Origin of the sequence: Peribacillus simplex NBRC 15720 = DSM 1321 (genome assembly GCF_002243645.1) — a bacterium.
Taxonomy (GTDB): Bacteria; Bacillota; Bacilli; order Bacillales; family DSM-1321; genus Peribacillus; species Peribacillus simplex.
This window is the reverse complement of sequence record NZ_CP017704.1, coordinates 2,796,776-2,823,523: the sequence shown is the minus strand read 5'-3', so window position 1 is coordinate 2,823,523 and position 26,748 is coordinate 2,796,776. Positions and strand designations below refer to the sequence as shown.

Here is a 26,748-nt window from a genome sequence, read left to right as displayed (position 1 = left end):
AGAAATAAAGTGGACAAATTATCCAAATAAAAAAAGATCCCCCAAGCAAGTGCTCGGGGGCAATCGAAAAGAGTTCTTCAACCCTCTTCACTTTAGGGTACTAGAAACTGATGTTTCTAATGAAAAATCCGATATTCGGACCATTTTAGCATTTATTTTAAGTATGATAAAACACGAAATACCTCCATATTTAGGCTTTACCACTTATTATTATCTAATTAATCCTCATATACAGGGATTCACATATGAAAATATAACTATAGGAATAATTACAAGATTTCTTTATTTCCTCCCTTTATCATGGAAATCACGTTTTAACTAAAAAAAAGATGGGTAAATAAAAAAGACAAAGGAGAGACATCATGAAATCCGATAGCAATAAACAACACTTTAAATTTTTTGAAAGAACAAATAACGCTAAACCAAGTGCACGGAAACAAATGAGCGATTTCATCAAAAAGAAAATGAATGCTCAAAACTCTCATTTAAATGGTAAAAACTCATGACATGTGGGATGTCATGAGTTTTTATCGTTTAAAACGCGATTTCATTTCCCTGAAGGTTTTGCTTCACACATTTCTTGATACCGATTACATTCAGAAAATGTTGAATTTTCTTCATCGAGGTTGCCTGATATTCATCAACAATGGAAAACTCTTTAAGATAAGCGATTTTTTCTTGTACATCTGTATCTATATGATCTTGGCTGTATTCTTTTTCATCTGATTTTTGGCATGTGTACACCACAGCTTCACCAATTTTCCTTGTTGCCTTATCAAAATAAAAAGAAAACACAATGGCACATTCATCATCGTAAAAAGAGGGCTGAACTTTCATATTAATATCAATCATTAACCTTACACCTCTCTCCGTTTCGTTATTTACACTATAACAAAATCATTAAAAGGAAATAGGCGTTACAAACTACGCTCACGTTTCTTCCACACCTTCCAAACGGACCTTACACTCCCCATTCATAGATAATTATAACTACAGGAATATGCGCAAAAGAATAATCATTTAAAATAATAAAAAAACATCTTCAATTGAAGATGCTTGAATGATTAATAGAAAGCTTCATTACTTATTTATATAAACCTGGAAGTTCTGCGTAAAGGCCTGGTAATTCGCTTGGGACAATAACAAAAGCAGCGATGATAAGAAAAGATACGACTAATGCTTTAGTACTTTTTTTCATAGGTCATTCCTCCTTTTCTTTTAAAAAAAATATTGGTTAAAATAGAAATTAATTCTATAGTTATATTTAACCACACTTCTTAAAATCATTTATTTCGACTAAAGAATCTATTTAAACCGTTCAGGACCTGTACATACCGCTTTCACCGATTTTTCATAACAAAATATAACTCTAGGCATATTTTAAGGAGAATCAAAATGGATTTTTTTGCAGTTGGACAAAAGATCAAAGAGCTACGTAAACAAATCGGGCTTTCCCAGGAAGAGTTGGCATCCGGTATTTGTACACAAGCACAGATCAGTAAGATTGAAAAGGGCGATGTCTATCCATATGCATCCACTCTCTATTTAATTTCCCAACGTTTAGGCGTGGATGTAAACTATTTTTTCGATATTGGAATGACCCCTAGGCTGGATTACGTGGAAGAAGTGATTTATCAATTAAAAATAGCCAGAAGAACCCGAAATTATGAGGAAATGCAGCAAATTGTAAAGGCTGAGGAAAACAGTCCCCTCTTTCTTCAGAATAAAAAGAATCATCAATTGATTCTTTGGCACAAGGGAATATACGAATATGAAAAAAATAAAGATTTAGATAAAGCCATAGAATTCATTAATCGGGCCATCGCTATTACTCATACGACAGACAAAATTTATTCGGAACGGGAGCTTGAAATCTTAAGCAGCCTTGGTGTAATGTATGTTGCCGAAGAACAGTACGAAAATGCATTCGCCTTGTTAAGGAAAGCTTTAGATCACTTGAAAGCCCTGCCCTTTTTGACGGATAAAACGCTAAAGACACGACTATCCTATAATTTTGGCAGAGTGTTAACACGCCTGGTCCGATATGAAGAGTCCATTGCCTGCTGCCAAGATGCCATAAAGTGGTGCCTCGAACATGATCAATTATATGCTTTAGCTGATTTACATTACCATTTAGGTTACAATTTTGAACTCGTGGGTAACTTTGAAGAGGCAAAAGAGTACTTGGAAAAGTCAGCGTTTCTATTCAAATTACAAAAAAATCATACCTTTGTTACATTCATCAACAAAAAGTTGGACAGTTGGAAGAACGAAATGAAAATAAACTAATTCTTTAATTTATAGCCATTCCCCACGGGAATGGCTCTTCCCATTCACCAAGAATATGTATAATCTCACACTCATCATTTCCAAAACCTCAATTCTACATTTTAAATTCCAAGCCAAAATGAAGTATAATAAAGAGATGCTTCAAAAACGCACTTTTAAAAAAAGTTCCGGACCATCATCAAGTAGTTTTGTGAAGCGTGATGAGGAAGAAGGATTTGAGGCATGGTTAACGTGAAGGCCAGTTATTCCTGTTTATATCCGAACCGCTTATATTCAAGGGGATTTTTGACGATATTGACTTTTACAGGGTAATAATGAATATACGGCTAGAAGCAGTGATGGTTTGTTCGATTAAATGGATTAGAACGTAAAGAGAACGGCCATGGAAAAAGTCCGGCATTCGATCTCGGGACTAAATATATGCACGGCCCACGAGTGTAAAATCGGCTTGACTACGATAAGTTAAAGAACTGTTGGTTCTGATCATACAAAAATATATTTTTGGTAAACAGGGCTTGTCCCTGAAGGAGGAGAGTATGGAGCGGGAGTTGTTGTTAGTTGGGGAACGGCTGGCGGAATTTTTGGAGGCCGGGAATCCGGAAGATTCGGACGTGGTGAATCAAGGGCTCCAGTTATACCGTCAGGGGCTCGTTGATATTAAAGAAGAAGCGGTGGATACGATTGCGGCTGAGGTACAGGATGAGACACGCTTCAAGGCCAGGCTGAACCTGCTCTTCCCTCAGGATGGAAGCTGTACTTGTGATTCAAGGTTCATTTGCCGGCATCAAATGGCCATTTTCTTTTCTGCGTATTCAGAACACGCTAGTGTTTCCGAATGGCTGAGCGAATGGAAAGCACCAAAAAGCACCTCAACCGCCCAAGCACTGCAGCAAGTGAAACGGGCGAGTGAATTACTGAAACAGGCGGCGGAGAAATCCATCACCTTAGATAAAAGCTATCCATCATGGAAGCAATTCGTGAGTGATGCCTTTGCGGAACATGTCGAGCCTCATATAGGCGAGCCTACTTATATGATTGAAAATCATATACAAACTTACTTTAAACGCCTTAGCTCAAAGGCTCCGATGGAAAGGGAATGGAAATTGCTTTATCATTTTGTTACGCAATTTTGCACGATGCAGCAGACACTGAGAATGATTCAGCTGCATAAAAGTGAGACGCAAACGACCAGGGTCTTTTATGCGCTTGCCGTGGACCTGGCAGAAGAGCTGCACGAAACGGTACAGCCGCTTAGCAGGCAAGCTAGGCCCTTCGCCTTTGATCCATTCGTTTTCAGCATCAAGGAAGATGTAGCTAAACTACTGGATGGAGGAGAAGGTCTGGAATACGAAAAGATCGACCTCTATCGGGAGATATGGAGCTACTTATTCTCCAATTCCTCATGGCGTAAAGAGGAACTGGAACGAATCAATAAAGAACTTCCCGAGAAGTATATGGGCACCACTGAGAGGACGTCCTATTCACTCGCAGCCATTCACCTATCCCTTTTGGAGAACCAGAATAAACAAGCGGTTGAGCTTCTTCATGAATTGAAGAAGGATGCCTGTCCATACATTTTTTATTGGCTGAATCTCCTGGCTGAATCAGAAAACCGGTCACGAGCCATCCCTTTCATTGAATTCATCAATAATAATGTCCAGGAGTTCCTTGCCGGTTTATCCGATTATTATAAACGGGTAGATTTCGTCCGGACCTTTACGACTTTAATTAACAGTTCCTGTTATAAATTAAAACGGACCGATTTGCTTGAGAAATTTTACAGGGCCACCCTTCCGCACAGCTATTGGAACTATGCAAATTTCCTTTTTGAACAAGGACAATATAAAAAATGGGTGGAGATGCATATTTACTCTGAAATCAGCATTGACTTAATCAGCAGTGAATCCATCAAAGAAGTGGTCTCAAAAGAACCGGAACTAATCCTGCCACTTTATTATCATGCGGTCCAGGAAAAAGTTTCTTTGAAAAATCGGCCTGCTTATAAGCAAGCTGTCCGTTATTTGAAAAGGATGCGCACCATCTATAAAAAGAGCAAAAAGGAAGACGTATTCGAACGTTATATACTTTATGTAGCAGATTCAACCAAACGGCTGCGCGCTTTCCAAGAAGAACTAAAAAGGGGTAAGCTTATCGATGTTTAATCCAGGGAAATTAAAAATCAAAATAGCAGCTCTCGAAAACGGAACTTACGCCCTTGGTGTCGTCAATGAAGAGAATACCTTCCTCACTACGAACTATATACGCAGGCTGTTATTCAACTGGGATGACACAAGCTTTTATGGTACTAAAATGACTACCGATATAGTGGATGGAAATCAAGTATTCATTCTTGACGCCTGGGGACTTCTCAACTTTTTTGCGAGGGAGAGCTTTAACTCCTTCATAGAATGGGAATGGTCCGAGATATCCTCCCTTTGCCTGTCAGCAGCGCCCGTTCTTCATGAATCCATTGAAGCTGGAATCCCCGTACCGGATTTCACTAATCTTCAGTTGGACTCCATCGGCTGGAAGCTGCCGGAAGAAGTGGAAGAGGAATTCGTCCCTTCCTTTTGGGAAGAAGAAATATCTTTGGATCTCCCTTCACCTGAACTGGAAACCAACCGTACTTTTATCGAAAAGTGGTATAACGGTGCCGCTAATATGTATTTAAAAAACTATTCACCCATGCAGCATAAATGGAGTGAAGCCGTCGGGGCATTAAAGGATACACGACTTTCTCCCGAAGAATTGCAAGCCTTTTTTGACAAAGACAGCTGGCAGGAATGGCTCGGTACCCAATCCGATCCCAAACCATTCACTATAGGTCTCCGTTTAACTGAGCCTCCTGATGGTAATGGGCCTTGGATACTCGATGTTACCCTTCGCTCCAAAAGGGATGAGAATATCATTGAAACATATACAGGAAAAAAACTGCCGCGCGGCTGGAATAAGTATGCAAGTGAAGTGGTGCGCGCTACGAAACGCTGGCAACTCGTCGTGCCATGGCTTGGGGAGAATGGTCGTCTGAAAAGGGAGATTTCGGAAACGGATGCATGGGAGTTCTTGACCGACGCAAGTGAAAAACTCCTGTTTCTTGGCGTCGAAATTCTCCTTCCATCGTGGTGGCTTGCCTTGAAGGAGTCCTCATTGAAGGTCAAGGCGAAAGTGAAGAGCCAATCGAACCGCGGCCCTTCTTATGTCGGGTTAAAAGCTTTAATGGACTTTGATTGGCGGTTCTCATTAAATGGAAAAGAGCTCACTGAGGCGGAGTTCGAGGAGCTCGTCAATGAAAAAAGGCGGCTTGTCTTCATCCGCGGCCAATGGGTCAAGCTTGATCCAGCTTTCATTAAACAAATTCAGGAGCTAATGGAAACGGCTAATGAAAAAGGCATCCAACTGACTGACTTGCTGCAGCAGGAACTGTTGAATGGCTTAAATGAAGATGGCGATAACGATTCTGAAAACGACGAAATGCTCCGGATTCAATTTGAATTGAACCAGGAGCTCCGTAAAATGGTGGGAAGACTCCGAGAAACCAAAAACATATCCATCCTGCCCGTCCCTAATGCACTTCAAGGTGATTTACGCCCCTATCAAAAACTTGGCATGAGCTGGCTCCTTTTTTTAAGAGAGCATGGTTTTGGTGCTTGTCTAGCCGACGATATGGGACTTGGAAAAACCGTCCAGATGATTGCCTACCTACTTCATGTGAAAGGTAAAGAAGGAACCGGTAAAGAGCTGCCCACTGCCCCCAAGGACGAACAAAAGAGTGAACCGATCATTGTCGAAGAGGATAGTAGCGCAGAGAGCAGTGATGAGGCTGAGGTCATTACCACTGCTCCCGAATCCGTCCCTGTACAATCGGCGCTCATCGTCTGCCCGACATCGGTCCTTGGCAACTGGCAAAAGGAATTGGAAAAATTCGCACCATCACTTAAAGTTCACCTTCACTACGGATCGAATCGTGCTAAAGGTGAAGCATTTACTAAACTGGCAGCTGATCATGATATTGTCTTAACATCATATGGACTGACCCACCAAGATATGGCAGAACTGACCTCCATCCATTGGAGCAGCGTAATCCTTGATGAAGCACAAAACATCAAGAATTCCCAAACGAAGCAATCCAAAGCGGTCCGCAAGCTAAATGGCAGACATCATATCGCCTTATCGGGTACGCCGATGGAAAACCGTTTAAGTGAGCTATGGGCGATTTTCGACTTCATCAATAAAGGTTATCTCGGAACGCTAGGTCAGTTTCAGGAAAAATATGTGGCGACCATTGAGCGTGATGAACAGAAGGATAAAATCAAGGAATTGCAGCGTTTGATACAGCCCTTTTTGCTTCGCCGTACAAAGCGCGATAAAGAAGTCGCTCTTAATCTTCCGGATAAGCAAGAACAAAAGGAATTCGTACCGCTTACCACCGAGCAAGCATCGTTGTATGAACAACTGATAAAAGATACATTCACTGATATCGAACAACTGTCTGCCTTTGAAAGAAAAGGCATCATCCTTCAGATGCTGAATAAGCTAAAGCAACTTTGCAATCATCCAGCTCTTTACTTAAAAGAGACGGAAAAGGAAGACATCATGAAGGCGCCTAACCGATCAGGCAAACTCGAGAAGCTGACCGAGCTTATCGATGCTGTCCGCGAACAGGATGAAAGCTGTCTCATTTTCACACAATATATCGGGATGGGCAATATGATTAAAGAATTGCTGGAAAAACGATATGGCTTTGAAGTTCCATTCCTGAACGGGAGTGCGAACAAGAAGCAGCGCGATGAAATGATCACCCGATTCCAAGATGGAGAATTCCCTATTTTCATACTCTCGTTGAAAGCAGGCGGCACTGGTCTTAATCTTACAGAAGCAAACCACGTGATTCACTATGATCGCTGGTGGAACCCAGCTGTAGAAAATCAAGCCACCGACCGTGCTTACCGAATTGGGCAACAGCGTTTCGTTCACGTTCATAAGCTAATCTGCACAGGGACCCTGGAAGAAAAAATCGACCAGATGCTTGATAAAAAGCAAGCCCTGAACGATGAGATCATCAGCAGTGACAACTGGATTACCGAACTTTCTACAGAGGAAATCAAGGACTTGGTTGCTCTTCAATAACCCGCTCTAACGATATGAAGATCAATGAGAGCAGGTTGTTAGCTTATCAAGTCAAAAAAAGGGAGAATGCATATCGTATATGCATTCTCCTTTTTTTATATATCCTGTAACTTTTAAACTCTCGAATATCTGGTATGGTCTAGTTCGAATACGTTTATCTGATTCAAAAAAGTGATTTAACCATATAAAGAGCCGTGATCCAAATGATGATTGCAGAAATTTTATTTAATATTACAAGGAATTTGCCAGATGTATCAACCTTTTTCAGCAAACGGCCCGCAAGACATAATCCATGGAACCAGCACCATGACACAAAGATGCAGGTTATGGTAAAGATCATTTTATCTTTTCCTGAATAAACAAGTGAGCTCGAACCGATTACACCTATCGTATCCAAGATTGCATGCGGATTCAGTAATGATACGGATAGAGCAAATACAATTTGTTTTTTGGTGGACATCTGCATAGATTGGGCACCTGACTGTGAGTTTGATTTGGTAAACCAAATCTGAAACCCCATATACAATAAAAATATAACTCCGATTATGATTAATGCAAGGCGCAACCAATCATATTGCATGACAATCAACGAAACACCTAAAACGGCTAACAGAATGAGCACCGTATCACAAATGGCAGCTGTAATCGTTGCTGGCAATGCTTTTTTTATGGTAGGTTGGATTGCTCCTTGATTAAAAATGAATACATTTTGCACTCCCAAAGGAAGTATAAGCCCTAAAGCCAATAATAATCCATGAAAAAATGGTCCCATACGAATACCCCCTCCCCTCATATTCAGTATAATGAAAAAAACAAGGGATTGACCATCCAATTGGTTGGTTTTCAAACCAACCAATTTATAATGAATAAAGAACATGAAAGGAGTGTTTTTTCGTATGTTTATCGAATGGAGACCAAACCGGACTTCCGAACAATCACTTCACCTACAGATAGTAGAATGGATCAAACAACAAATTACACGAGGGGAATGGCCAGTTGGTACTAAGCTTCCATCACAACGCTCATTGGCCGATTCTTTTGGTGTAAACCGAAGTACCATCGTCACAGCCATAGATGAGCTGATTGCAGAAGGATTATTGGAAACTAAGGTTGGGTCCGGCACATTCGTTTCGAACAATACATGGAATGTGCTCGTCTCCAGCAAACAGCCCGACTGGAAAAACTATGTCCGGAATGGCCTTCATGAACCTAATTTAAAAACGATTCAGGACATTAATCAGTATGAAACGGACACTGCCATCATCAGATTAGGCACGGGCGAACTATCTCCATCTCTATTGCCTACAAAACAAATCGAAAAGACGTTGCGATCCACTTCTTTTGATGCTCACTCATTAGGTTATTCCGAGCCCAAGGGTGATAAGAGGCTTCGCCAATGTATAAGTGTTTATTTAGAAACAAAAGGGATCAACGCAAGTCCCAGCTCCCTCATGATCGTTTCTGGCGGGCTTCAGGCACTCCAGTTGATTTCAGTTGGTTTACTTCAAAAGGGTTCGATGATTTTACATGAATCCCCTTCTTATTTAAATTCCGTTCACCCTTTTCAATCTGCGGGCATGCATTTAGTAGGTTTATCAATACAAGGCCGGGAAAGTATCCCGACACAAATAAAGCGCATCAACGGAAGGAAGAAAGCGTCACTGTTTTATACTGTTCCTACGTTTAACAATCCAACAAATACTACATGGACAAAAGAAGAAAGACTAAACCTATTATCACTATGCAAAAAAGAACAGATCCCGATTATTGAAGATGACGTATATAGTGATTTGTGGTTTGAAAAGGAACCTCCGCCGCCTTTAAAATCCCTTGATGCAGATGGCCTTGTATTGCATATTGGCAGTATGTCCAAAACATTAAGCCCCGGATTGCGTATCGGATGGATTGCTGGCCCAATAACCGTGATTGAACGTTTAGCGGATATTAAAATGCAAATGGATTACGGTTCCAGTGCACTTTCCCAACACCTTGTAGCAGAATGGTTAGCAAATGGTCAATATTCAAAGCATTTAGAGTGGCTAAGGCATGAGTTGATAGCACGTAGAGATTTTACATTAACTCTTCTCAATCAATATTTTAAGGGACTGGCTGAATGGCAAATACCTCAAGGCGGGTTTTATATATGGTTAAAATTATGCAAACCCATCGTGAATCCAAACCTTTTCAAGCAAGCGATAAAGGAGAACATACTTCTTAATCCGGGGTACATATACGATCCAAATAACCATACACATATACGGCTTTCATATTCATACGCCTCGGAGGAACAATTAGCTTATGGCATCCAAACCCTTTCAAAGATCATTCGGCAGTTGGTTTGACATCTTGAAGGAATGGAGACGATCATCGTTTTGAAACAGTAACGGAGCTGCCGTGGCAGCTCCATCCTTATTGAGTAAAGTATCTTTTCGAATTACGTTACACTTAACGGAAGTCTTATACCTTACAATGCCTAGAAGATGATATCACGGAGTAGCAGCTTTCATTTTTACGTTCCGCTCTTTTTGCTGGATGATGAAAAAAGAATGGTGTTTGCCATGATTGATCATGATATGATCGAGGATTGCAGTAAGCGCCTCACCCTTATTCGTCTGATATGCCTCTGAACTTTCCTCAATGATGATTTTTTCTTGGTGGGGGTCATAATTAATAGATGTTTTAGCACCTCTTTCAAAAAAAGAAAGGGTTATCTCCTGACATAGTGGAAAATCCTGATAGGGTGAATCTGAGCGGGGATCCTTTTCAAAGGGAGAATTGACGTGCTGAAGTGCATCAAAGAAACTCGGCTTTGTAAGATTTGACCTGCCGCATCCTCTCCTTTCGAATTTCACTGTAATTCCACGAATAGTTACTTTATTGCTAGATTTCTTCTTATAATTCATAGATACCCTCCTTTTAATAGGTTCTTTATACCTAATTCTTTTATACTGCATCATATACCTGCCGGATAATGAAAATACTTCCTCAATAATAGATTTCCATATTAGCACGGTGAAAACGCAGCAAACTACTCCATAATCATCACGAAAGAATTCAAAATCCGGAAATCTTATTACGCAAAAACAGCCCTCTTGGATAAGAGGGCTTCCTTTCGTTATTTTTTTGCTTTATTGATGTTAAAGGATTTCTTCGATTCATTTCCTGCAAGATCGGTCACCTTAAATTCAAACTTGTTGTTGCCTGATTTAAGCGGCAGCTCCAAATCCTCTATCTTCTTCTTATAGGCACGCATTTTGTATGGTTCCTTGAATTCATGATAGAATACTTCGCTTCCGTTCAGGTAAAGGCGGATTTCATCGAAATTATCTTCTACCGTCACATCCACTTTTGGATTTTTGCCTTTGACTCCCACAGTTTCCGGTACACCTTTAACTTTTAAACCTGGCTTAGTTGCATCGATCATAATCGTCCGTTTAAAGGAAACCGTGTTATCCCATTTATCGGTTGCTTTAACCGTGAAGCTTTGGACGCCATCTTCAAATTTCTTTTCATATGAGAATTCATATTTATTATTCGTCTTGTTATACGTTACAGGTACCGTTTTATTGTCGATTTTAAATTCCTTTATTTCCGACGCTTCTTCAATTTCTCCTGTTATTTTGATTTTATTTTTATTGTTCACGCTCAAGGCTTCAGGACTTTTGATCTTTACAGCCGGTGCATGATTATCGATTGGAGCTGAATCACTGGCTAATTCGGTTTCAGCCGTTTTTTCATTACCTGCAAAGTCAATTGCCACAACCTGAACCTTTTCCCCTTTTACATCAGGTAGGGTGAATTGTTTTGCATTCGCCGGGAGCGGTTCTTCCATGATGGATGCTCCATCGACTTGTACATCGTAATAAGCAAGCCCTGAACCATTCAAATTATCCTTACCTTGGATGGTTAATACATTGCCTTTTTTCGAAATCTTGACTGTCGGCTTTACCGTATCGATTTTGATAGGCATTTTAAACGTCTGCCATTTTGCACCCTCGTAATCTATCATCGCTTTGATTTCAAAATAATAGACCCCATCCTTAGCGAGTGCATTATTTATTTTACCGTCCCATTTACGGGCTGGATCCAGGGTGTATGCGGTCCCCTGTCCGCCATCATAATAGTCTTTACGTACATTATTCTCTGTGCGAAGTTTCCGGATTGATTTGTTTTCACCATTCAATATATTGTATTCTACCTTTTTCGCATTCCTTAAGAATGATAGGACCGGAACGAAGTCATCCTGTGCACCATCACCATTTGGGGAAATCGCAATATTTTTGCCATTGAATGTTTTTCCCGCAGGGTCATAGCCAAGATAAGTGAAATCTTCGCCCGCTGTCGATACTCCTCCTGCCATGCCATAGAAAGACTCTTTGTCATATTTAGTGCCATCCAGGATCGGAGCTTTGTCCCACTCCCCCTTAAACCCTACATACGGTACATGCAGTTCCGGATTCGTATCGGCTGGATCCTTCAATGAAATGAACCCTTCAACAAAGTATCCGTTTGGAAAGACCTTGTCAATGTCTACAAGAGTCTGAAGGTCATCGCCAAGTACCTTTGCATCGGATATGTCCACTTTCACTTCGAATGTAACCGATTTTTTTGCAGGAACGGTAATCTTATTTGTATTTTTATTATTGATTTTAATTGAAGCGTTCTTAATTTCCTGCGCTTCCAGCTCATTAGCCGAATAACCCAGTTGTCCCTGGATTGCATAGTCTGTTTGGATATTTCCTTTTACATCATACTTGACCGCTTTGTTGCTGAAGTTTTCAACCTTTAAAGTAAAGGCGAACTTATTGCCGATCTCCTTCATTGCAACCTTCGCTTCTTTCGTGAACGCCTCGGTCACGACAGCAGGTGTGGACAATGCGGATTGCAGCTGCATGACTCCGGCTCCCTGCCTGCGAGGCGAATAAGGGTTTTTCCAGTCAAGGGCCTTATTGACGACACCTTGATCCGTTAATGGTTTTGATGTATTCATCATCAGGTTCTTAGCTAAATTTGCCCGGGCAGATCCGTCTAATTTAAACTCTTTATCCACTCTTTCAAGAACCAATGCCGAGCCGCCGGAAACATGTGGTGCCGCCATCGAAGTACCGCTCATCATTCCATATTCATCGTTGTTCAGCGTCGAATAAATTTGTCCGCCCGGAGCAGTGATTTCTGGTTTGAAATCCAAGTTCGGTGCGACTCCCCATGAACTGAATGAGCTCATTTTCCCTGCTTCTGGATTTACAGCTTTTGTTTTATCACCATTAAAGGTAATCTTAACCTTTTCTCCATCCGTTAAGGCCGCTTTCAGCTTTGCACCATCCGACTTCAACATGAACAGCTGTGGAATGGTAATGCTTGGATCTGTGGCCATGGAAATATATCCGTCAGCATTATTGTAAATAATGACTCCTGTCGCGCCTGCTGCCTGGGCATTTTGCGCTTTTTCTATAAAAGAAAGCGTGCCGCGTTCGATGAGGGCGAACTTGCCTTTAACATCCACTTTGGAAAGCTCCTCTGGCGTCCCAAGACCTGCAGCCACCAATTCATGTGTTTTATCCGATAATGCATTGGGATGTACGCTTGAAGCCGACATGAACGGAGCTTTTCCTGCTTGTCCGTTTATATCATAAGTCGCTGCATCCAAATCCATATAGTTATTCTCTACCGATGCCACTTGTACCGAATCATAAGCAAGTCCCGGTGAACCTGAAACGCCAATATCCGGGTTCGAGGCTGATGGGTTTGCAAATCCATTTCCAAAGTGTGCCGAGTTTCCTGCTGAAATCGACATGAGGATCCCATTATCAACAGCTCTGGATACCGCCTGCTGCTCCGGATCTTCTGCCGATACAAAACCTGCAGTGGAGCCAAGGCTCATATTCAGCACATCCGCCCCAAGGATGATGGCATCGTCAATCGCCTTAATATATATATCGCCCCATGTTGTCTGCATGTCGGGATCATTCCCGAAGACCTTTAAAGCAAGCAGCTGGGCTTCAGGAGCAACCCCTTTAATACCGCCATTCTCTTCATCTCCATTGGCACCAGCCGTACCTGCTACATGCATTCCATGCATGGAAGCCCCTTCACCAAGGTCAAGGATTTCTTCATTTTCATCCATGTAATTGTATCCATAAGGTACCTTCGCCGTATAATAGTTGCCTACTAGATGGCTAGATTCCTTCATCCCGGTAATTTCACTTTCAGTCAGTTCAGCCTTATTCTCGTCGTTCAGGACCATATCACGGTGAGCTGGGTCGATCCCAGTATCAATAATCCCGACGACCATCCCTTCCCCTTTATATCCATATTCCCGCCAAGCTTCCTGGGCTTGGACAAGTTCTTTACTATAAAGCATCTCGGGTTTTTCTACAGGACGTTCATATTCATTCGCAATATGTACTTCAGCAACTTCAGGCATGGCTTCCACCTTTTTGATTTCACCATACTGAAGTTCACCACTGAACCCGTTGACGACTGTCGTAAAACTTTCAAGTTCCTTGAAAGCTATTTTTTTCTCTTTCACCTTTTTTTTCAATTTCTTCTGATTAGCTAGCTTTTCAGACTTTAATTGTTGTTTCTTATTTTTCGACAGCTGTTTAAAAAGTTTCCCTTCTTTCGAAGCTGTTTCTATTGCCGGGGCTTCCTTCATCTCTACGATGACCCTGACCTTCTCGTTGCTTTTGTAATTCTTCCCCAAATCATTTTTCTTCAGCTTTATAATACTTTCTTGATTCTTCTTCCCCGCTCCACCCGAACCGGTCGGGGGATCTGGGAGCTTGGCTGCGGAAACGCTTGCAGTAAATACTAATAGAAAGATTGCTAGAATGGACAAGCTACGTTTAATCAATGAACTTTCCTCCTCTAAAATAATCAATTTTTGGAATATTATTACTGAGTATAAAAGTATCACAACTTTTGGGGTGATTTTAAGAGGTAATAGTCACTATTTTCCTATTTCCAACTAGGATTTTGTTATTATTTTTCATATTTTAATAGTTTTGAAAGCTAAACGAAAAAAAGATGGTGATGTTAAACTAACACCACCCTTATACTTCTAGTTTTTCATTCTTGGATCCAAGGCATCGCGCAGCCCATCCCCCATTAGGTTAAAGCCGAGTACCGTAAGCATGATCGCAAGGCCAGGGAATAGAACCGTCCATGGTGCTTGAATGATGAACGCCCTGGAATCGGCAAGCATTTTTCCCCACTCTGGTGCTGGAGGCTGTGCACCGAGTCCGAGAAAGCCGAGTGCTGCACATTCAATTATGGCAGTTGCGATCGCCAAGGTACCTTGAACGATAATCGGTGCAAGGCTATTCGGAAGGACGTGATGAAGGAGAATGCGTCCATCCCCCATACCAATTGCCTTCGCAGCCGTTACATATTCCTCTTCTTTCACCGTTAAGACCCGTGAACGTAAAAGCCTGCCGAATATCGGGACATTGACGATGGCGATGGCAATAAGTGCGTTGCGAAGGGAAGGCCCCAAAACGGCTACTACTGCAATGGCAAGCAAGATACTTGGAAAGGCCAGAATGATGTCAAAGACCCTCGATATGATCGTATCTATCCACCTGCCGTAATAACCGGCAATGATTCCCAAAAAAGATCCAACCACTACAGACCCGGCAACAGATAAGAAGCCGACCCCTATTGATATGCGCGAGCCATAAATGACCCGGCTCAAAATATCACGGCCGAATTCATCCGTTCCAAACCAATGCTCCGCAGACGGGGCCAAATGTTTATCACTTAGCTTTTGCCCCTCAAATGAATAGGGTGCTATAAGGGGTGCAAAGATGGCGATTAAGATGAAAAATGTAACAATCCCCAGACCAACAAGGGCTACCTTATTTTTCCTAAAACTTTTCCAACCTTCCTTCCAGGGAGAGATGACTTTTTCCTCTGCCTCTTTGGGAGGAAGGATTGGCGATGTATTCGTTGCTATTTCAGGCATGAGTTTCCCTCCCTATTTATACTTAATCCTAGGATCGATCGCTGCATACAACAAGTCCACAACCAGATTAATCATGACAAACAAAAAGGCAATGACGAGAATTCCGGACTGTATAACCGGATAATCCCGAGATAGTATTGCATCATAAATATATGTACCGATACCCGGCCATCCAAAAATGTTTTCCGTTAAAATGGCGCCGCCTAAAAGTAATCCCGTCTGCAGGCCGATAACCGTAACCACTGGAATCAGGGCATTCTTAAAGGAGTGCTTGTAAACAACCCAAAACATTCTCATCCCTTTAGCACGAGCCGTACGAATGAAATCCGATCTCATAACTTCCAGCATGGACGAACGTGTCATCCTTGCAATAATGGCCATCGGAATGGTCGCAAGCGCAATCCCCGGCAAAATGAGATGTTTGATCACTTCGAAAAATTGATCAACCCTGCCCTGTATGAGTGTATCTATCAAATACAGGCCGGTTATGGCCTCAACGGGATCCCTGATATTGTCCCTCCCTGTCGTCGGAAGTAAATCCCATTGAATTGAAATGATGTATTGCTCCATTAATCCAAGCCAGAATATAGGCATGGACAAACCAATTAAAGCAATCACCATGGCGACATAATCAAACCATGAGTTTTGGAACCAAGCTGATATTATCCCTGCATTCACACCTATGACAACTGCGATGATCATGGCGATCAATGCCAGCTCTATCGTTGCCATTAAGTATGGCCCAATTTCTTCCGAAACCGGACTATTCGTTTTTAACGATACACCCAGATCACCCTTTAACAGGCCTGATAAGTAATCCCAAAATTGAATGAACCAAGGTTTATCCAGACCAAGTTCCTTTGTCATTGCAGCGACTGCCTCTTCTGTTGCTTGCTGCCCTAGAATCACCTGTGCTGGGTTTCCAGGAATCGCCCGAATCATCATGAATACAATAAACGCCATTCCGAGTAACACTGGAATGAGAGATCCTAAACGTCGTACGGTATAGGAAAACAAAACAATCACCCGCCTTTTAAATAAGGGTACTTCGAAGCGCCCTCGATCATTTTGAAATGCATTCCATAACAAAACCGGGAAGCATGCAAGACTCCATACTACCCGGTTCGTACGGTTAATTTTCTAGAGAAACATTAACAAGGGATTGTGAACCAGTCGGATGTGGAACAAACCCTTTGACCGTCTTAGATCCGGCTAGCTGCGGTAAAGAGTGGACAAGCGGTACCCATGGTGCTTCATCATGGATGATTTCCTGGGCTTTTCCATATAACTCATTACGCTTGGCTTCATCTGCCGTTGACTGAGCATCAATCAATAGGTCATGCACTTCATCGTTTGCATAACGGGCATAGTTGTTGGAGCCGATATTATCTTTATCCAATAATGTATAAAGGAAGTTATCTGCATCTCCATTATCGCCTGTCCATCCCATCATGAAGGATTGGGCTTCACCAGCCTGCACTTTCTCTAAATATGCAGCCCACTCGTACGAAACGATATTCGCTTCGATGCCGACTTGTTTTAGGCTTGCTTGAATGGCTTCAGCCACTTTTTGACCATCTGGCATATATGGGCGCGGTACCGGCATTGCCCAAAGGTCCATTTTAAATCCGTCTTCAAGTCCAGCTTTTTTCAGCAGTTCTTTCGCTTTTTCTACATCGTAATCATAGTCTTCGACTTTGTCATTGTAGCCAGAAACGGATGGCGGCATAGGATTCTTGGCAGGCTCTGCTGTGCCTTCATAAAAATTATCAATGATTTCCTTTTTGTTGATCAAATGCGAGATGGCTTGACGCACTTCTTTCTTGTCGAATGGCGCTTTCTCAACATTGAAAGCAAAGTACCCGACGTTCATGGATGCACGTTCGAATATTTGCAGTTTTTCATCTCCTGTAACTTTACTGATATCACTTGGGTTCAACCCGTCCATCAGGTCGATTTCACCCTTGATTGCAGCATTTAGTCGCGCAGAGTTATCTTTAATGACCTTAAACGTGATTCCATCAAGTTTTGGCAGTCCATCTTGCCAATAGTCATCGTTTTTCACCACTTCAATCGTATCGCCAGGTTTCCATGATTTGAATTTGAAAGGACCTGTACCAGATGGATTTTTAGTGAAGCCGTCACCCTCTTTTTCAATTGCAGCCGGACTGGCTATTGCAAATGTAGGCATGGCAAGGTTTTTCAGGAACGGCGCCTGCGGACGGTTCAACGTGAATTCCACCGTGCTGGCATCGATCGCTTTAACTTCTTTGATCACATGGCCCTCATCACCTTCAAACCCTCCGAACATGGACGCATAGTAAGCGAATTTACCCTCATCCTTACTTTGTGCCCAACGTTGAAAGTTTTTTACGACCGCATCTGCATTGAAATCCGTACCATCATGGAACTTGATGCCGGTTTTCAATTTGAATGTGTATGTTTTTGCATCATCGGACACTTCCCATGATTCTGCAAGACCTGGATTGATTTCCGTATTATCTTCCCCATATTTCACAAGCGTTTCAAAGATCTGCTGTGTGACGATGAATGATTCCCCATCGGTTACGATAGCTGGGTCAAGACCGACAGCATCTCCACCTTTACCGTATATCAATACGCCGCCCTTGGCTTCACTCGTACCCCCTTTACCCTCATCTTTCTCTTTTGATGTAGACGAGGAGCATCCTGCAAGCGCTAGCGAAAGAGCCAGGATACCAGTCAGCAATAATGCCAATGTTTTCTTCATATTCTTCCCCCTTATTATTTGCGAATTTATGTATACGTCGTGTCAATTGTATAGATGACAAGCAACGTAGTGACCAGGTTTATGTTCATTCAGGATTGGCTTTTCCGTTTTGCATTCTGCCATCGCCTTCGGACACCTCGTATGGAATGGACAGCCAGCAGGCGGGTTTGATGGGCTTGGAACATCTCCCTGCAGGATTACCCTATCCCCCTTGTATTCCACATCCGGGATCGGCACGGCTGATAATAAAGCCTGCGTATATGGATGAAGCGGATCTTCATAAAGACCTTCACTTTCCGTCAATTCAACTATATGCCCAAGATACATGACACCGACACGGTCGGAGATATGCCTTACCACTCCAAGATCATGGGCAATAAACAAGTAGGTCAAATCAAAATCTTCCTGCAAATCCTGCAACAGATTCAAGACCTGGGCCTGAATCGACACATCCAGTGCAGATACCGGCTCATCGGCAATAATCAGTTTCGGGTTGACTGCAAGTGCCCTCGCGATGCCAATACGCTGCCGCTGGCCCCCGCTGAATTGATGAGGATACCTTTTAGCATGGTAACTGCTTAAGCCAACAACCTTAAGGAGTTCCTGTACACGGGCCTTTCGCGCCTTTTTATCTTTAACCCCATGAACGATGAGCGGTTCTTCCAATATTTTTTCAATAGTATGCCTGGGATTGAGGGAAGCGAATGGATCCTGGAAGACCATCTGCATTTCACGGCGCATCTTTCTCATTTCACTGGAAGATAAAGCCGTCAGGTCCTTTCCTTCGAAATAAACATTACCCTCACTCGGTTCAAGCAATCGAAGCAATAATCTTCCCGTCGTAGACTTTCCGCAACCGCTTTCACCGACAAGTCCTAAGGTTTCCCCTTTATAAATGGAAAAAGACAAACCATCCACTGCCTTGACCTCTCCAATGGTCTTTCCTAGAACTCCTCCTTTAATCGGAAAATGCTTCTTTAGGTTTTCTACCTTAACCAATGTTTGATTCATGCAAGGCAGCTCCTTTCCCATCTTCATACAGCCAGCAGCGTACATGCTGACCCTCATCGAATTTCAAAAGAGACGGGGTCTCATTTATACATTGCTCCATGGCATGGGCGCACCGAGGGGCAAACTGGCACCCGAGGTTGCTTGTCCCAGGTTTTGGCACATTACCCGGTATTGAGTAAAGACGCTCTTTCTTTATTCGCATATCCGGAATCGACTGAAGTAAACCGACAGTATAAGGATGCTTAGGGTTTTGGAAAATCGTTTGCACATTTCCTTCCTCTATTACCTTGCCGGCATACATGACAATGACACGTTCACACATTTGCGCCACTACCCCAAGATCATGGGTAATCATCATGATTGCCGTGTCAGTTTCTTTATTTAAATTCTTCATTAACTCTAGGATTTGTGCCTGGATCGTCACATCCAAAGCCGTTGTCGGTTCATCGGCTATAAGGAGTTTCGGCTCACAAATCATGGCCATTGCTATCATGACCCTTTGTCTCATTCCGCCTGAAAGCTGATGCGGATATTCTTTGAGCAATTCCTCGGCACGGCCAAGCCCAACCAGCTTCAACATTTCCACCGCTCTATGTCGTGCCTGTTTTTTGTTCCATTTTTTATGTATTCGAAGCGTCTCGATCAACTGCTCGCCAATAGTGAACACTGGATTCAAGCTTGTCATCGGTTCCTGAAATATCATCGCTATATCATTCCCGCGAATTTTTCTCATTTTCGCTTCAGAGGCATTTGCGATGTTCTCTCCTTTAAAAAGGATTTCCCCCTCCACCTTACCAGCCGGTGAAGAAACCAGACCCATGATGGACAGAGAAGTTACGCTTTTTCCGCATCCCGATTCTCCTACAATCCCTAAAACCTCACCAGGATTGACATGAAAATCGATTGAATTCACGACAGGGATCACCCCATCGTCAGTACGAAAACTGGTTCGCAGCCCATTCACCTTAATAATTGGTTCGTCCATCAAATCACTTCCTATATATAACTTTTTTTCCAATTATATTATTGGGTTTATTATTGCATCAAAATTAAAATATTACAATATATTTTCTAAAAATTCTAATTTAACAGAATTATTTTTTTATTTTTTCTATTTACACACATTTTGGCACAAAAAAAAGACTGCTTATTTGCAGTCAATACAAGGGGGAAATCAGATATCTCGATTTTATTGAGGGTAAATCGGGGTTTCCAGCGGGGAAAAAGCTATATTAGCTTTGGGGAATAAATGGATGAAAATGAATTATATATACTACTATCAAGTTTTATTAAATAGTGCTGAAATTCTTTGCATTTATTTTTCATTATGGTCATATAAATACTTTTTTGTGTTTCCAATTGAGTAAGCATCAAATGAATCCGTCCTAATATTCATTATTAGAAGTTTTCACATTGGCCTTCACCACATGACGGAATAAATCACTAAGTTTATTCCACTCTTACATATTCTTAAAAACAATCTTGCTTCCGTCCTTAGGCAAGCTATCATACCTAACCTCTCCACGTATCACTATAAACCAATATGTTCAAAATCCTTGGGCTTAACATCAGTTTGTTTAGACCCAATGAATTGAACTCTCTCGGCGACCACCTCAGTTACATATACATATTTACCCTCCTGATTTTCGTATCTCCTTGTTTGTATTCTGCCAGTTATGCCGATTATGGCACCTTTTTTACAATATTGAGCAGTATTTTCAGCCGACTTTTTCCATATGATACACTGTACAAAGTCTGCCTCATAGTTACCGACAGTATTACGGAAGTTCCGGTTGACTGCTAACGTGATATTGGAAACAGCCTTGCCATCGGATGTGTATCTTAATTCGGGATCCTTCGTAAGCCTGCCGACGAGGGTAACTTGGTTAATCATTTTTTCACTCCTTCCTCTTTAATATGCTTTAATCATACTCTTTCTTCCATCGATTAAAAAATGAAGGAAATGGCCTTATTACACCCTTTTTCTTCATAAAAAACCGTTAGAATGGATGCAAAATCATTTTTTTTCGATTAAAGTCAGTTGAAAAACGAATAGTTAACAAAATTAAATATTTTGCAAATTTTTATTCTATCCTTCATAATTTAGACAAATGTTGGGTTTTCATTTCATTAAGAGACTTTTTTTTAGTATGATATAATTACCTTTAAAAGGATTAATCGATATGTACATTTCAAAATTTACGATTAAGAGAGGTAATTACCGCTCTTCTGGCAAGAAACGGAGGAATTAGATGAAATCATTTAAATTGATCACGTTGCAAATTGTTACTGAGAATTTAAACTTGATTGATATTGCATTAACAGATGGACTGATTATAAATAAAGAAAACGACGCTAGAACATGGTTATTGGAAGCCTTTGTAGAAGAAAACCATTTCAAGGAGCTTGAATCCTCACTTCCCAATATTGACGGAGAGGTGTATATCCAGGCCGTCATTACCAAAAAGGACAATGAACCGGCTTTGTTTCACACTGTTTTACGCACAATAAGAAAAGTGGGCAACCATTATAGCCTTTTATTCGTTGGTCACATCCAAAAAACACGGAGCAAATATGCAGAACTCCTTCTTGAAGATTTGGTTCAAAAAGGTCTATCCGGCGATGAATTATTAAAAGAGTTCAAGCAAAAAATCCGCTCAAAGCCTAAATTAGCAACTAATAAATAAAAACCCTTCCCTTAATTCCCATTCCCTAATCGAATGCACATAAAAAAGACTGACTTAGACGAATAAGGATATTAATCCTCTTCTTATCTAAGCCAGTCTTTCCATTTTGTGCTAATTACTTATTTTTGTCGTCATTTTTATCATTGTCTTCAATCAAGTCATCGGCATCATTATCGATGTTATCATCAACGTCATTATTGTCGTTATCAAGCACTCCATCATCGTTATCATTCATGTCGTTATCATCCTTGCCGTTGTTATCATTTAGATCATTGTTATCATCTTCAATGATGTTGTTATCATCTTCTGGTGCGGGATTGTTGTCATTATCATCAGTTCCACATCCAGCAAGGAACATAATAGATAATAAAGATCCCCCAATTAGTGCAAAAATTTTCTTCATCATTTTTGGCAACCTCCCTTCTTTCTTAATCATTAGCTATTTTGCCCGAATGTGAAAATAACTTGCGCCCTATTTTAAATTTAATAAGAAAATCCGCTTAGCTCGTATTTATTGGAACTTAATCAATAAAAAATGCCGGACATTTAAAAATGTCCGGCATTCAAAGGGAGAATAGAAAGTTCTAAAAACCGCTCTTGCTTTAAAAAGCAATGCAGTGCTTTATATACACCGCTTCACGATTCCTTAAACCTTTTTTTGAGAAATATAATTAAAATATTCTATTTCCCTTTCAAGGAAAATGAATGCACTTCTTATTTGTCACCAAAAGCAAACATGATATCGGCTTCACATGCTGTTTCTCCATCTACCGTTGCCACTGCTTTCCCTTTACCCATTGACCCTCTCATACGCACTATTTCCACTTCCAGACGCAGCTGATCACCTGGTTTAACTTGCTTTTTAAAGCGGCAATTATCAATCCCAGCGAAAAATGCAAGCCGTCCTTTGTATTCTTCTTGCTTCAAAACGGCTACAGCGCCAACTTGCGCTAATGCCTCAACAATTAAAACACCAGGCATTACTGGATAATCGGGGAAATGACCATTAAAGAATTCTTCATTTGCTGAGACATTCTTCAATCCAACCGCTCTTTTCCCTTCATCTATTTCTATGATCCGGTCGACTAATAAGAATGGGTAACGATGCGGAATAATTTCCTTTATTTGTGTGATATCAAGCATACTTGTTCCTCCTATGACTTAAATATTTCAAACATAACGTAAACTCGCCCCTGTCATGAGGACAGAGGCGTAGTTGCCATGTAATATAAATTCGATAACGACAGCAACTACCTCAAAAAACATGGGACTACGCGCCCTTGTTCACTATATCAATAATATGGGTCCATGTGGATTTTTGGAAAACATCCATAGCATTTCCTCCACCAATCACACTGTATCCTAATAGTGCCCCGGATAATACAGCAATGAAAATCAATCCGATAACAATGAGTAAACGAAGCCAAATTGGCAAAAGACGGACCTTGATTCTACGATTCGGTTTCGTCTCAACTTCCTTTATCTCTTCTTCAATTTGTTGTCTCATTACACGATTTTGTTCCATATAGAATGTGAAAGCTCCTTTTAAGAAAACTCGCCGACTGAACTTCCCTATACACCAGAAATTCAGCAGCTATGCAAAATGATCGGCACGAATGATTCTCTTTGTTATGAATTCATTATAACCGATTTGCTCTAATTCCGCAGGGAGACATTTTATTTACCAGATACTTTAACGGATTCCATTGACTAATCCGCTCATTTGATCAGCCATCGTTACCGCCCGGGATTGAAATTGGTAAGACCGCTGAACATTGATTAGATCCGTCATTTCTTTGGAAAGATCGACATTTGAGGCCTCCAGAGTGCCTTGACGGACTGCTGCCTGGTTGCGGGAATCCCCAGTTAATGAAGTCATGATATCGTCTTCAGTGACACCCAAGGCATTGATGTTTTCCGGCAGGCCAAGTAAATTTCCGCCTAGCCGCTCAAGAAACTGCGGTTTCTTTACCGAGACGATTCCGAGCCCAAAACTCTTTTCGCCATATTCTTCCGTATCCACTATCAATAAGCCATTTTCCGAAATCTTAATGTCTTTAATATTTCCCTCAATGAGGATCGGTTCACCATTTTCATCAAGGACTTTATGTCCAGCAGAGGTAACGAGTATCATTTGGTCGTTAGCATTAGGAGATAAATAAAAGGACCCATCCCTTGTAAACCTTGTATTGACCCCATTGCCGTCCTGAACGCTTACGGTGAAGAATTGGCCCTCCCGGATGAATGAAGCATCAAGGTTGCGGTCCGTCGTCTTTAAGGCTCCCTGTGAAACCACCAATTGAGATTGGCTTATCATAGCACCTGTTCCCTGCCGGATGCCAGGTGTGGTCAGCCTTCCTTTTTCCTTGGTCTCACTCGGTTGATTATTGAAACTCTGAGTCAATAAGTCATTGAAACTCGTTTGGGTCTTTTTGTAGGCAGTCGTGTCCACATTCGCGATATTATTACTTATTTGGTCGATTTTACTTTGAAGTTGGTTCAGCGTATTCGTCGCCGTCATCATCGTCCGATTCATGGTTTTTCCCCTTACATGTTCAAATTTCCAAAATCATTTTTCTACTTTTCAATTAAAGCCTGCCAACTTCATTGACCGTTTTATCCAAACTTTTATCATATGCTTGAAGAACCTTCTGACTCGCTTCAAAAGAGCGGTATGCCGACATCATTTCTGTCATCGTTCTCGATTGGTCAACATTGGAGCCTTCAAGAAAGCCTTGCTTAGTAGAAAAACCAACATCTGCAGCCGCGTATGCGCTAGGTAAATCACCATCATTCACAGCCTTATATAGGCCTTCCCCATCCTTCATGAGCTGTAATGACGGATCATCCGAATAGCCGATGCCCATACGTGCCGTTTGAACATTCCCTTCCAAAATAACACCGTTTTCCGCTACTGTGAACTGATCGCTATCAAGCTTGATCTTTTCATTATTTTCGTTCAATACATAATGACCCGAAGGCGTAGTCAGATAACCTTGCCCATCCAGGGTGAAACTGCCGTTACGCGTATATCGGATAGCACCATCACCATCCTGGACAGTAAAAAACACCGACCCTTGCCGGCCCGTTTCTTCATTGATCGGAAGATTTTCATCAACCAAGGAAATATCCGTATTAAGTTGGGTTTCCTCCAATGTGCCCTGGGTAAATAAAGGATTCGCCTCCTGTACGTAAGCACCCGTACTGAGCCCCCCAACCTGGGATAAGCTAGGCATGCTCAATTTGTTCTCCGTAGGAACCGTTTTACCACCTATGTTGCTGATAAGCATTTCCGGAAAAGACCTTACACTCATTTGATCCGCTTTATACCCTGTTGTATTCGCATTGGACATATTGTTTGTGAGCAATTCTGTGCGCCTTTGTTGTGTAAGCATCCCGGAAGCAGCCGTATAAAAACCTCTTAACATCTTCTTCACTCCTCAATCTACATAACTTACCCCGTTCAAGTTCTCATATTTATTTTATCGGTCATGAACGTCAGTATCTTAAGGAAAAGGAAAAGCATTAGGCAGAAGAATTTGTCTATATCGTAGGCTAGGTCAGATTTAAAGGAATGGTGTTAAATTCTCGACTAAAAGAAGAGGGCCTATTGCTCATCTGTACTAGAACTGCACGCACTTTCACTATGCCTCACGTTTGTCTGAACCTTAGACCCCTATCTTATGATGCGGAATTCCATCCGCTTTTTAGTTGAATTTGTGCCGTGGCAATTTATCCATATTATCAAGCATGATACCAGTTCCGATTGCTACACAATCCATTGGCTGCTCGGCAATGAGTACTGGGACCTTAAGTTCTTCAGCAAGGAGTAAATCAATCCCGTGAAGCAATGCTCCCCCACCAGTTAAAATGACGCCGCGGTCGATGATATCAGCAGAAAGTTCTGGAGGCGTCCGCTCAAGTACGCTTTTTGCAGCTTGTACAATGATGGAAACCTGCTCGCGAAGAGCTTCCTCAATTTCTTCCGAATTGACCGAAATGGTTCTAGGCAATCCCGATACCATATCGCGTCCACGGATATCGATGACTTCATTACGAGATCCTGGGAAGACGGTTGCAACCTGGATTTTAATGTTTTCCGCTGTACGTTCACCAATCAGGAGCTTATACTTCCGCTTGATATAATGTAAAATTTCATTATCGAATTTGTCACCGGCCATTTTAATAGAAGAAGATGTAACGATATCCCCCATTGAAAGAACGGCAATATCCGTTGTACCCCCGCCAATGTCTACGACCATATTGCCGCTTGGTTGAAAAATATCCATACCGGCACCGATTGCAGCCACTTTTGGTTCTTCTTCAAGAAATACTTTCTTCCCGCCGCTTTTTTCAGCAGCTTCTTTAATCGCCTTTTGTTCGACACTTGTTATGTTAGTCGGGCAGCAGATTAAAATTCTAGGCTTTGAAAGGAAGCCTTTCACATTCAATGTATTGATAAAATGCTTAAGCATCGATTCTGTTACATCAAAATCCGCAATGACACCGTCTTTTAAAGGACGGATTGCGATGATGTTTCCTGGAGTACGGCCTACCATTTTACGAGCTTCTTCCCCGACGGCAAGAACACGGTTCGTATTCTTATCAATCGCAACTACTGAAGGCTCATTTAACACAATTCCTTTACCTTTGACATGTATAAGAACATTGGCTGTTCCAAGATCTATCCCAATATCTCTAGCAAACATTTCTTAAATCCTCCTTGAATATCCTCACATATAACCTACTTCTGTCCTAATTGTTTATTTTACCATATTGCATTGACACAAGTAAGTATGAATTATAAATAAACGCTAATACAGACTATCTTTTCCTATTTTTCCAATTTGTAAAAAAAATCAATGCCTTATGTACTATCTTACCACATTTTCCCATAAAAAAATCCCGGCATGGAACCGCAA

At 41.5% G+C, this 26,748-nt stretch carries 22 protein-coding genes; 6 read left to right on the top strand and 16 right to left on the bottom strand.

Annotation, left to right across the window (positions count from 1 at the left end):
* The first annotated feature begins 362 nt into the window (after positions 1-362).
* A complete protein-coding gene (locus tag BS1321_RS27510; protein WP_155726526.1) occupies positions 363-506 on the top strand; it encodes a hypothetical protein in 144 nt (47 codons plus the stop codon).
* A gap of 28 nt (positions 507-534) precedes the next feature.
* Here BS1321_RS27510 and BS1321_RS13500 read toward each other — a convergent pair whose 3' ends face one another.
* Complete coding sequence (locus BS1321_RS13500) at positions 535-852, bottom strand: hypothetical protein (protein ID WP_063235679.1); 318 nt, start codon at positions 850-852, stop codon at positions 535-537.
* Between the two features lie 543 nt (positions 853-1,395).
* Here BS1321_RS13500 and BS1321_RS13495 point away from each other — a divergent pair.
* The 3 genes from BS1321_RS13495 to BS1321_RS28160 all read left to right on the top strand — a co-directional run bounded on the left by BS1321_RS13495 (position 1,396) and on the right by BS1321_RS28160 (position 7,416).
* Complete coding sequence (locus BS1321_RS13495; protein WP_063235678.1) at positions 1,396-2,289, top strand: helix-turn-helix domain-containing protein; 894 nt, start codon at positions 1,396-1,398, stop codon at positions 2,287-2,289.
* Between the two features lie 536 nt (positions 2,290-2,825).
* A complete protein-coding gene (locus BS1321_RS13485) occupies positions 2,826-4,451 on the top strand; it encodes a hypothetical protein (protein ID WP_063235676.1) in 1,626 nt (541 codons plus the stop codon).
* Entirely contained in the window at positions 4,444-7,416 is a 2,973-nt protein-coding gene (locus BS1321_RS28160) for a DEAD/DEAH box helicase (protein WP_063235675.1), read from the top strand. Before BS1321_RS13485 ends, BS1321_RS28160 begins: the two co-directional genes overlap by 8 nt.
* A 163-nt stretch (positions 7,417-7,579) precedes the next feature.
* On the opposite strand, the gene BS1321_RS13475 is transcribed toward BS1321_RS28160, so the two are convergent.
* Complete coding sequence (locus BS1321_RS13475) at positions 7,580-8,188, bottom strand: LysE/ArgO family amino acid transporter (RefSeq protein ID WP_063235674.1); 609 nt, start codon at positions 8,186-8,188, stop codon at positions 7,580-7,582.
* A 124-nt stretch (positions 8,189-8,312) separates the two neighbouring features.
* Here BS1321_RS13475 and BS1321_RS13470 point away from each other — a divergent pair, with 124 nt between their 5' ends.
* Entirely contained in the window at positions 8,313-9,758 is a 1,446-nt protein-coding gene (locus BS1321_RS13470; protein ID WP_063235673.1) for an aminotransferase-like domain-containing protein, read from the top strand.
* 144 nt (positions 9,759-9,902) lie between these two features.
* Here BS1321_RS13470 and BS1321_RS13465 read toward each other — a convergent pair whose 3' ends face one another.
* The 8 genes from BS1321_RS13465 to ssb all read right to left on the bottom strand — a co-directional run bounded on the left by BS1321_RS13465 (position 9,903) and on the right by ssb (position 21,033).
* Positions 9,903-10,319 carry a hypothetical protein gene (locus BS1321_RS13465; protein WP_063235672.1) on the bottom strand — a complete coding sequence of 139 codons (417 nt, stop codon included), beginning with the start codon at positions 10,317-10,319 and terminating at the stop codon, positions 9,903-9,905.
* Between the two features lie 212 nt (positions 10,320-10,531).
* Positions 10,532-14,269: a S8 family serine peptidase gene (locus BS1321_RS13460; protein WP_094246612.1), complete on the bottom strand. Its 3,738-nt coding sequence runs from the start codon at positions 14,267-14,269 to the stop codon at positions 10,532-10,534.
* Positions 14,270-14,476: 207 nt separating this feature from the next.
* Positions 14,477-15,379, bottom strand: coding sequence for an ABC transporter permease (locus BS1321_RS13455; protein WP_063235671.1), 903 nt, complete (start codon positions 15,377-15,379; stop codon positions 14,477-14,479).
* A 12-nt stretch (positions 15,380-15,391) separates the two neighbouring features.
* Positions 15,392-16,396 carry an ABC transporter permease gene (locus tag BS1321_RS13450; RefSeq protein WP_063235670.1) on the bottom strand — a complete coding sequence of 335 codons (1,005 nt, stop codon included), beginning with the start codon at positions 16,394-16,396 and terminating at the stop codon, positions 15,392-15,394.
* Between the two features lie 115 nt (positions 16,397-16,511).
* The gene (locus BS1321_RS13445; RefSeq protein ID WP_063235669.1) at positions 16,512-18,128 is read right to left on the bottom strand and encodes an ABC transporter substrate-binding protein; all 1,617 of its coding nucleotides are present in this window, start codon (positions 18,126-18,128) and stop codon (positions 16,512-16,514) included.
* A gap of 42 nt (positions 18,129-18,170) precedes the next feature.
* Positions 18,171-19,139: an ABC transporter ATP-binding protein gene (locus BS1321_RS13440; protein WP_063235668.1), complete on the bottom strand. Its 969-nt coding sequence runs from the start codon at positions 19,137-19,139 to the stop codon at positions 18,171-18,173.
* The gene (locus BS1321_RS13435) at positions 19,120-20,124 is read right to left on the bottom strand and encodes an ABC transporter ATP-binding protein (RefSeq protein ID WP_148358363.1); all 1,005 of its coding nucleotides are present in this window, start codon (positions 20,122-20,124) and stop codon (positions 19,120-19,122) included. The genes BS1321_RS13440 and BS1321_RS13435 overlap by 20 nt, the downstream gene beginning before the upstream one ends.
* 546 nt (positions 20,125-20,670) lie before the next feature.
* Positions 20,671-21,033: a single-stranded DNA-binding protein gene (gene ssb / locus BS1321_RS13430; protein ID WP_063235666.1), complete on the bottom strand. Its 363-nt coding sequence runs from the start codon at positions 21,031-21,033 to the stop codon at positions 20,671-20,673.
* Between the two features lie 358 nt (positions 21,034-21,391).
* On the opposite strand from ssb, the gene BS1321_RS13425 reads away from it, so the two are divergent.
* Positions 21,392-21,826, top strand: a complete 435-nt coding sequence (locus tag BS1321_RS13425; protein WP_063235665.1) for a YwpF family protein — start codon at positions 21,392-21,394, stop codon at positions 21,824-21,826.
* 115 nt (positions 21,827-21,941) lie between these two features.
* On the opposite strand, the gene BS1321_RS13420 is transcribed toward BS1321_RS13425, so the two are convergent.
* The 6 genes from BS1321_RS13420 to mreB form a co-directional block, all read right to left on the bottom strand.
* Positions 21,942-22,232, bottom strand: a complete 291-nt coding sequence (locus BS1321_RS13420; protein WP_063235664.1) for a hypothetical protein — start codon at positions 22,230-22,232, stop codon at positions 21,942-21,944.
* 308 nt (positions 22,233-22,540) lie between these two features.
* Positions 22,541-22,969 (bottom strand): 3-hydroxyacyl-ACP dehydratase FabZ, encoded by a 429-nt coding sequence (gene fabZ, locus BS1321_RS13415; protein WP_034315755.1) that lies wholly within the window; start codon positions 22,967-22,969, stop codon positions 22,541-22,543.
* A gap of 127 nt (positions 22,970-23,096) precedes the next feature.
* Positions 23,097-23,351, bottom strand: a complete 255-nt coding sequence (locus tag BS1321_RS13410; RefSeq protein ID WP_063235663.1) for a DNA-directed RNA polymerase subunit beta — start codon at positions 23,349-23,351, stop codon at positions 23,097-23,099.
* Positions 23,352-23,519: 168 nt separating this feature from the next.
* Positions 23,520-24,362: a flagellar hook-basal body protein gene (locus BS1321_RS13405; RefSeq protein WP_063235662.1), complete on the bottom strand. Its 843-nt coding sequence runs from the start codon at positions 24,360-24,362 to the stop codon at positions 23,520-23,522.
* 52 nt (positions 24,363-24,414) lie between these two features.
* Positions 24,415-25,254: a flagellar hook-basal body protein gene (locus BS1321_RS13400; protein WP_063235661.1), complete on the bottom strand. Its 840-nt coding sequence runs from the start codon at positions 25,252-25,254 to the stop codon at positions 24,415-24,417.
* 279 nt (positions 25,255-25,533) lie between these two features.
* The gene (gene mreB / locus BS1321_RS13395; RefSeq protein WP_063235660.1) at positions 25,534-26,535 is read right to left on the bottom strand and encodes a rod shape-determining protein; all 1,002 of its coding nucleotides are present in this window, start codon (positions 26,533-26,535) and stop codon (positions 25,534-25,536) included.
* Between the last annotated feature and the right edge of the window lie 213 nt (positions 26,536-26,748).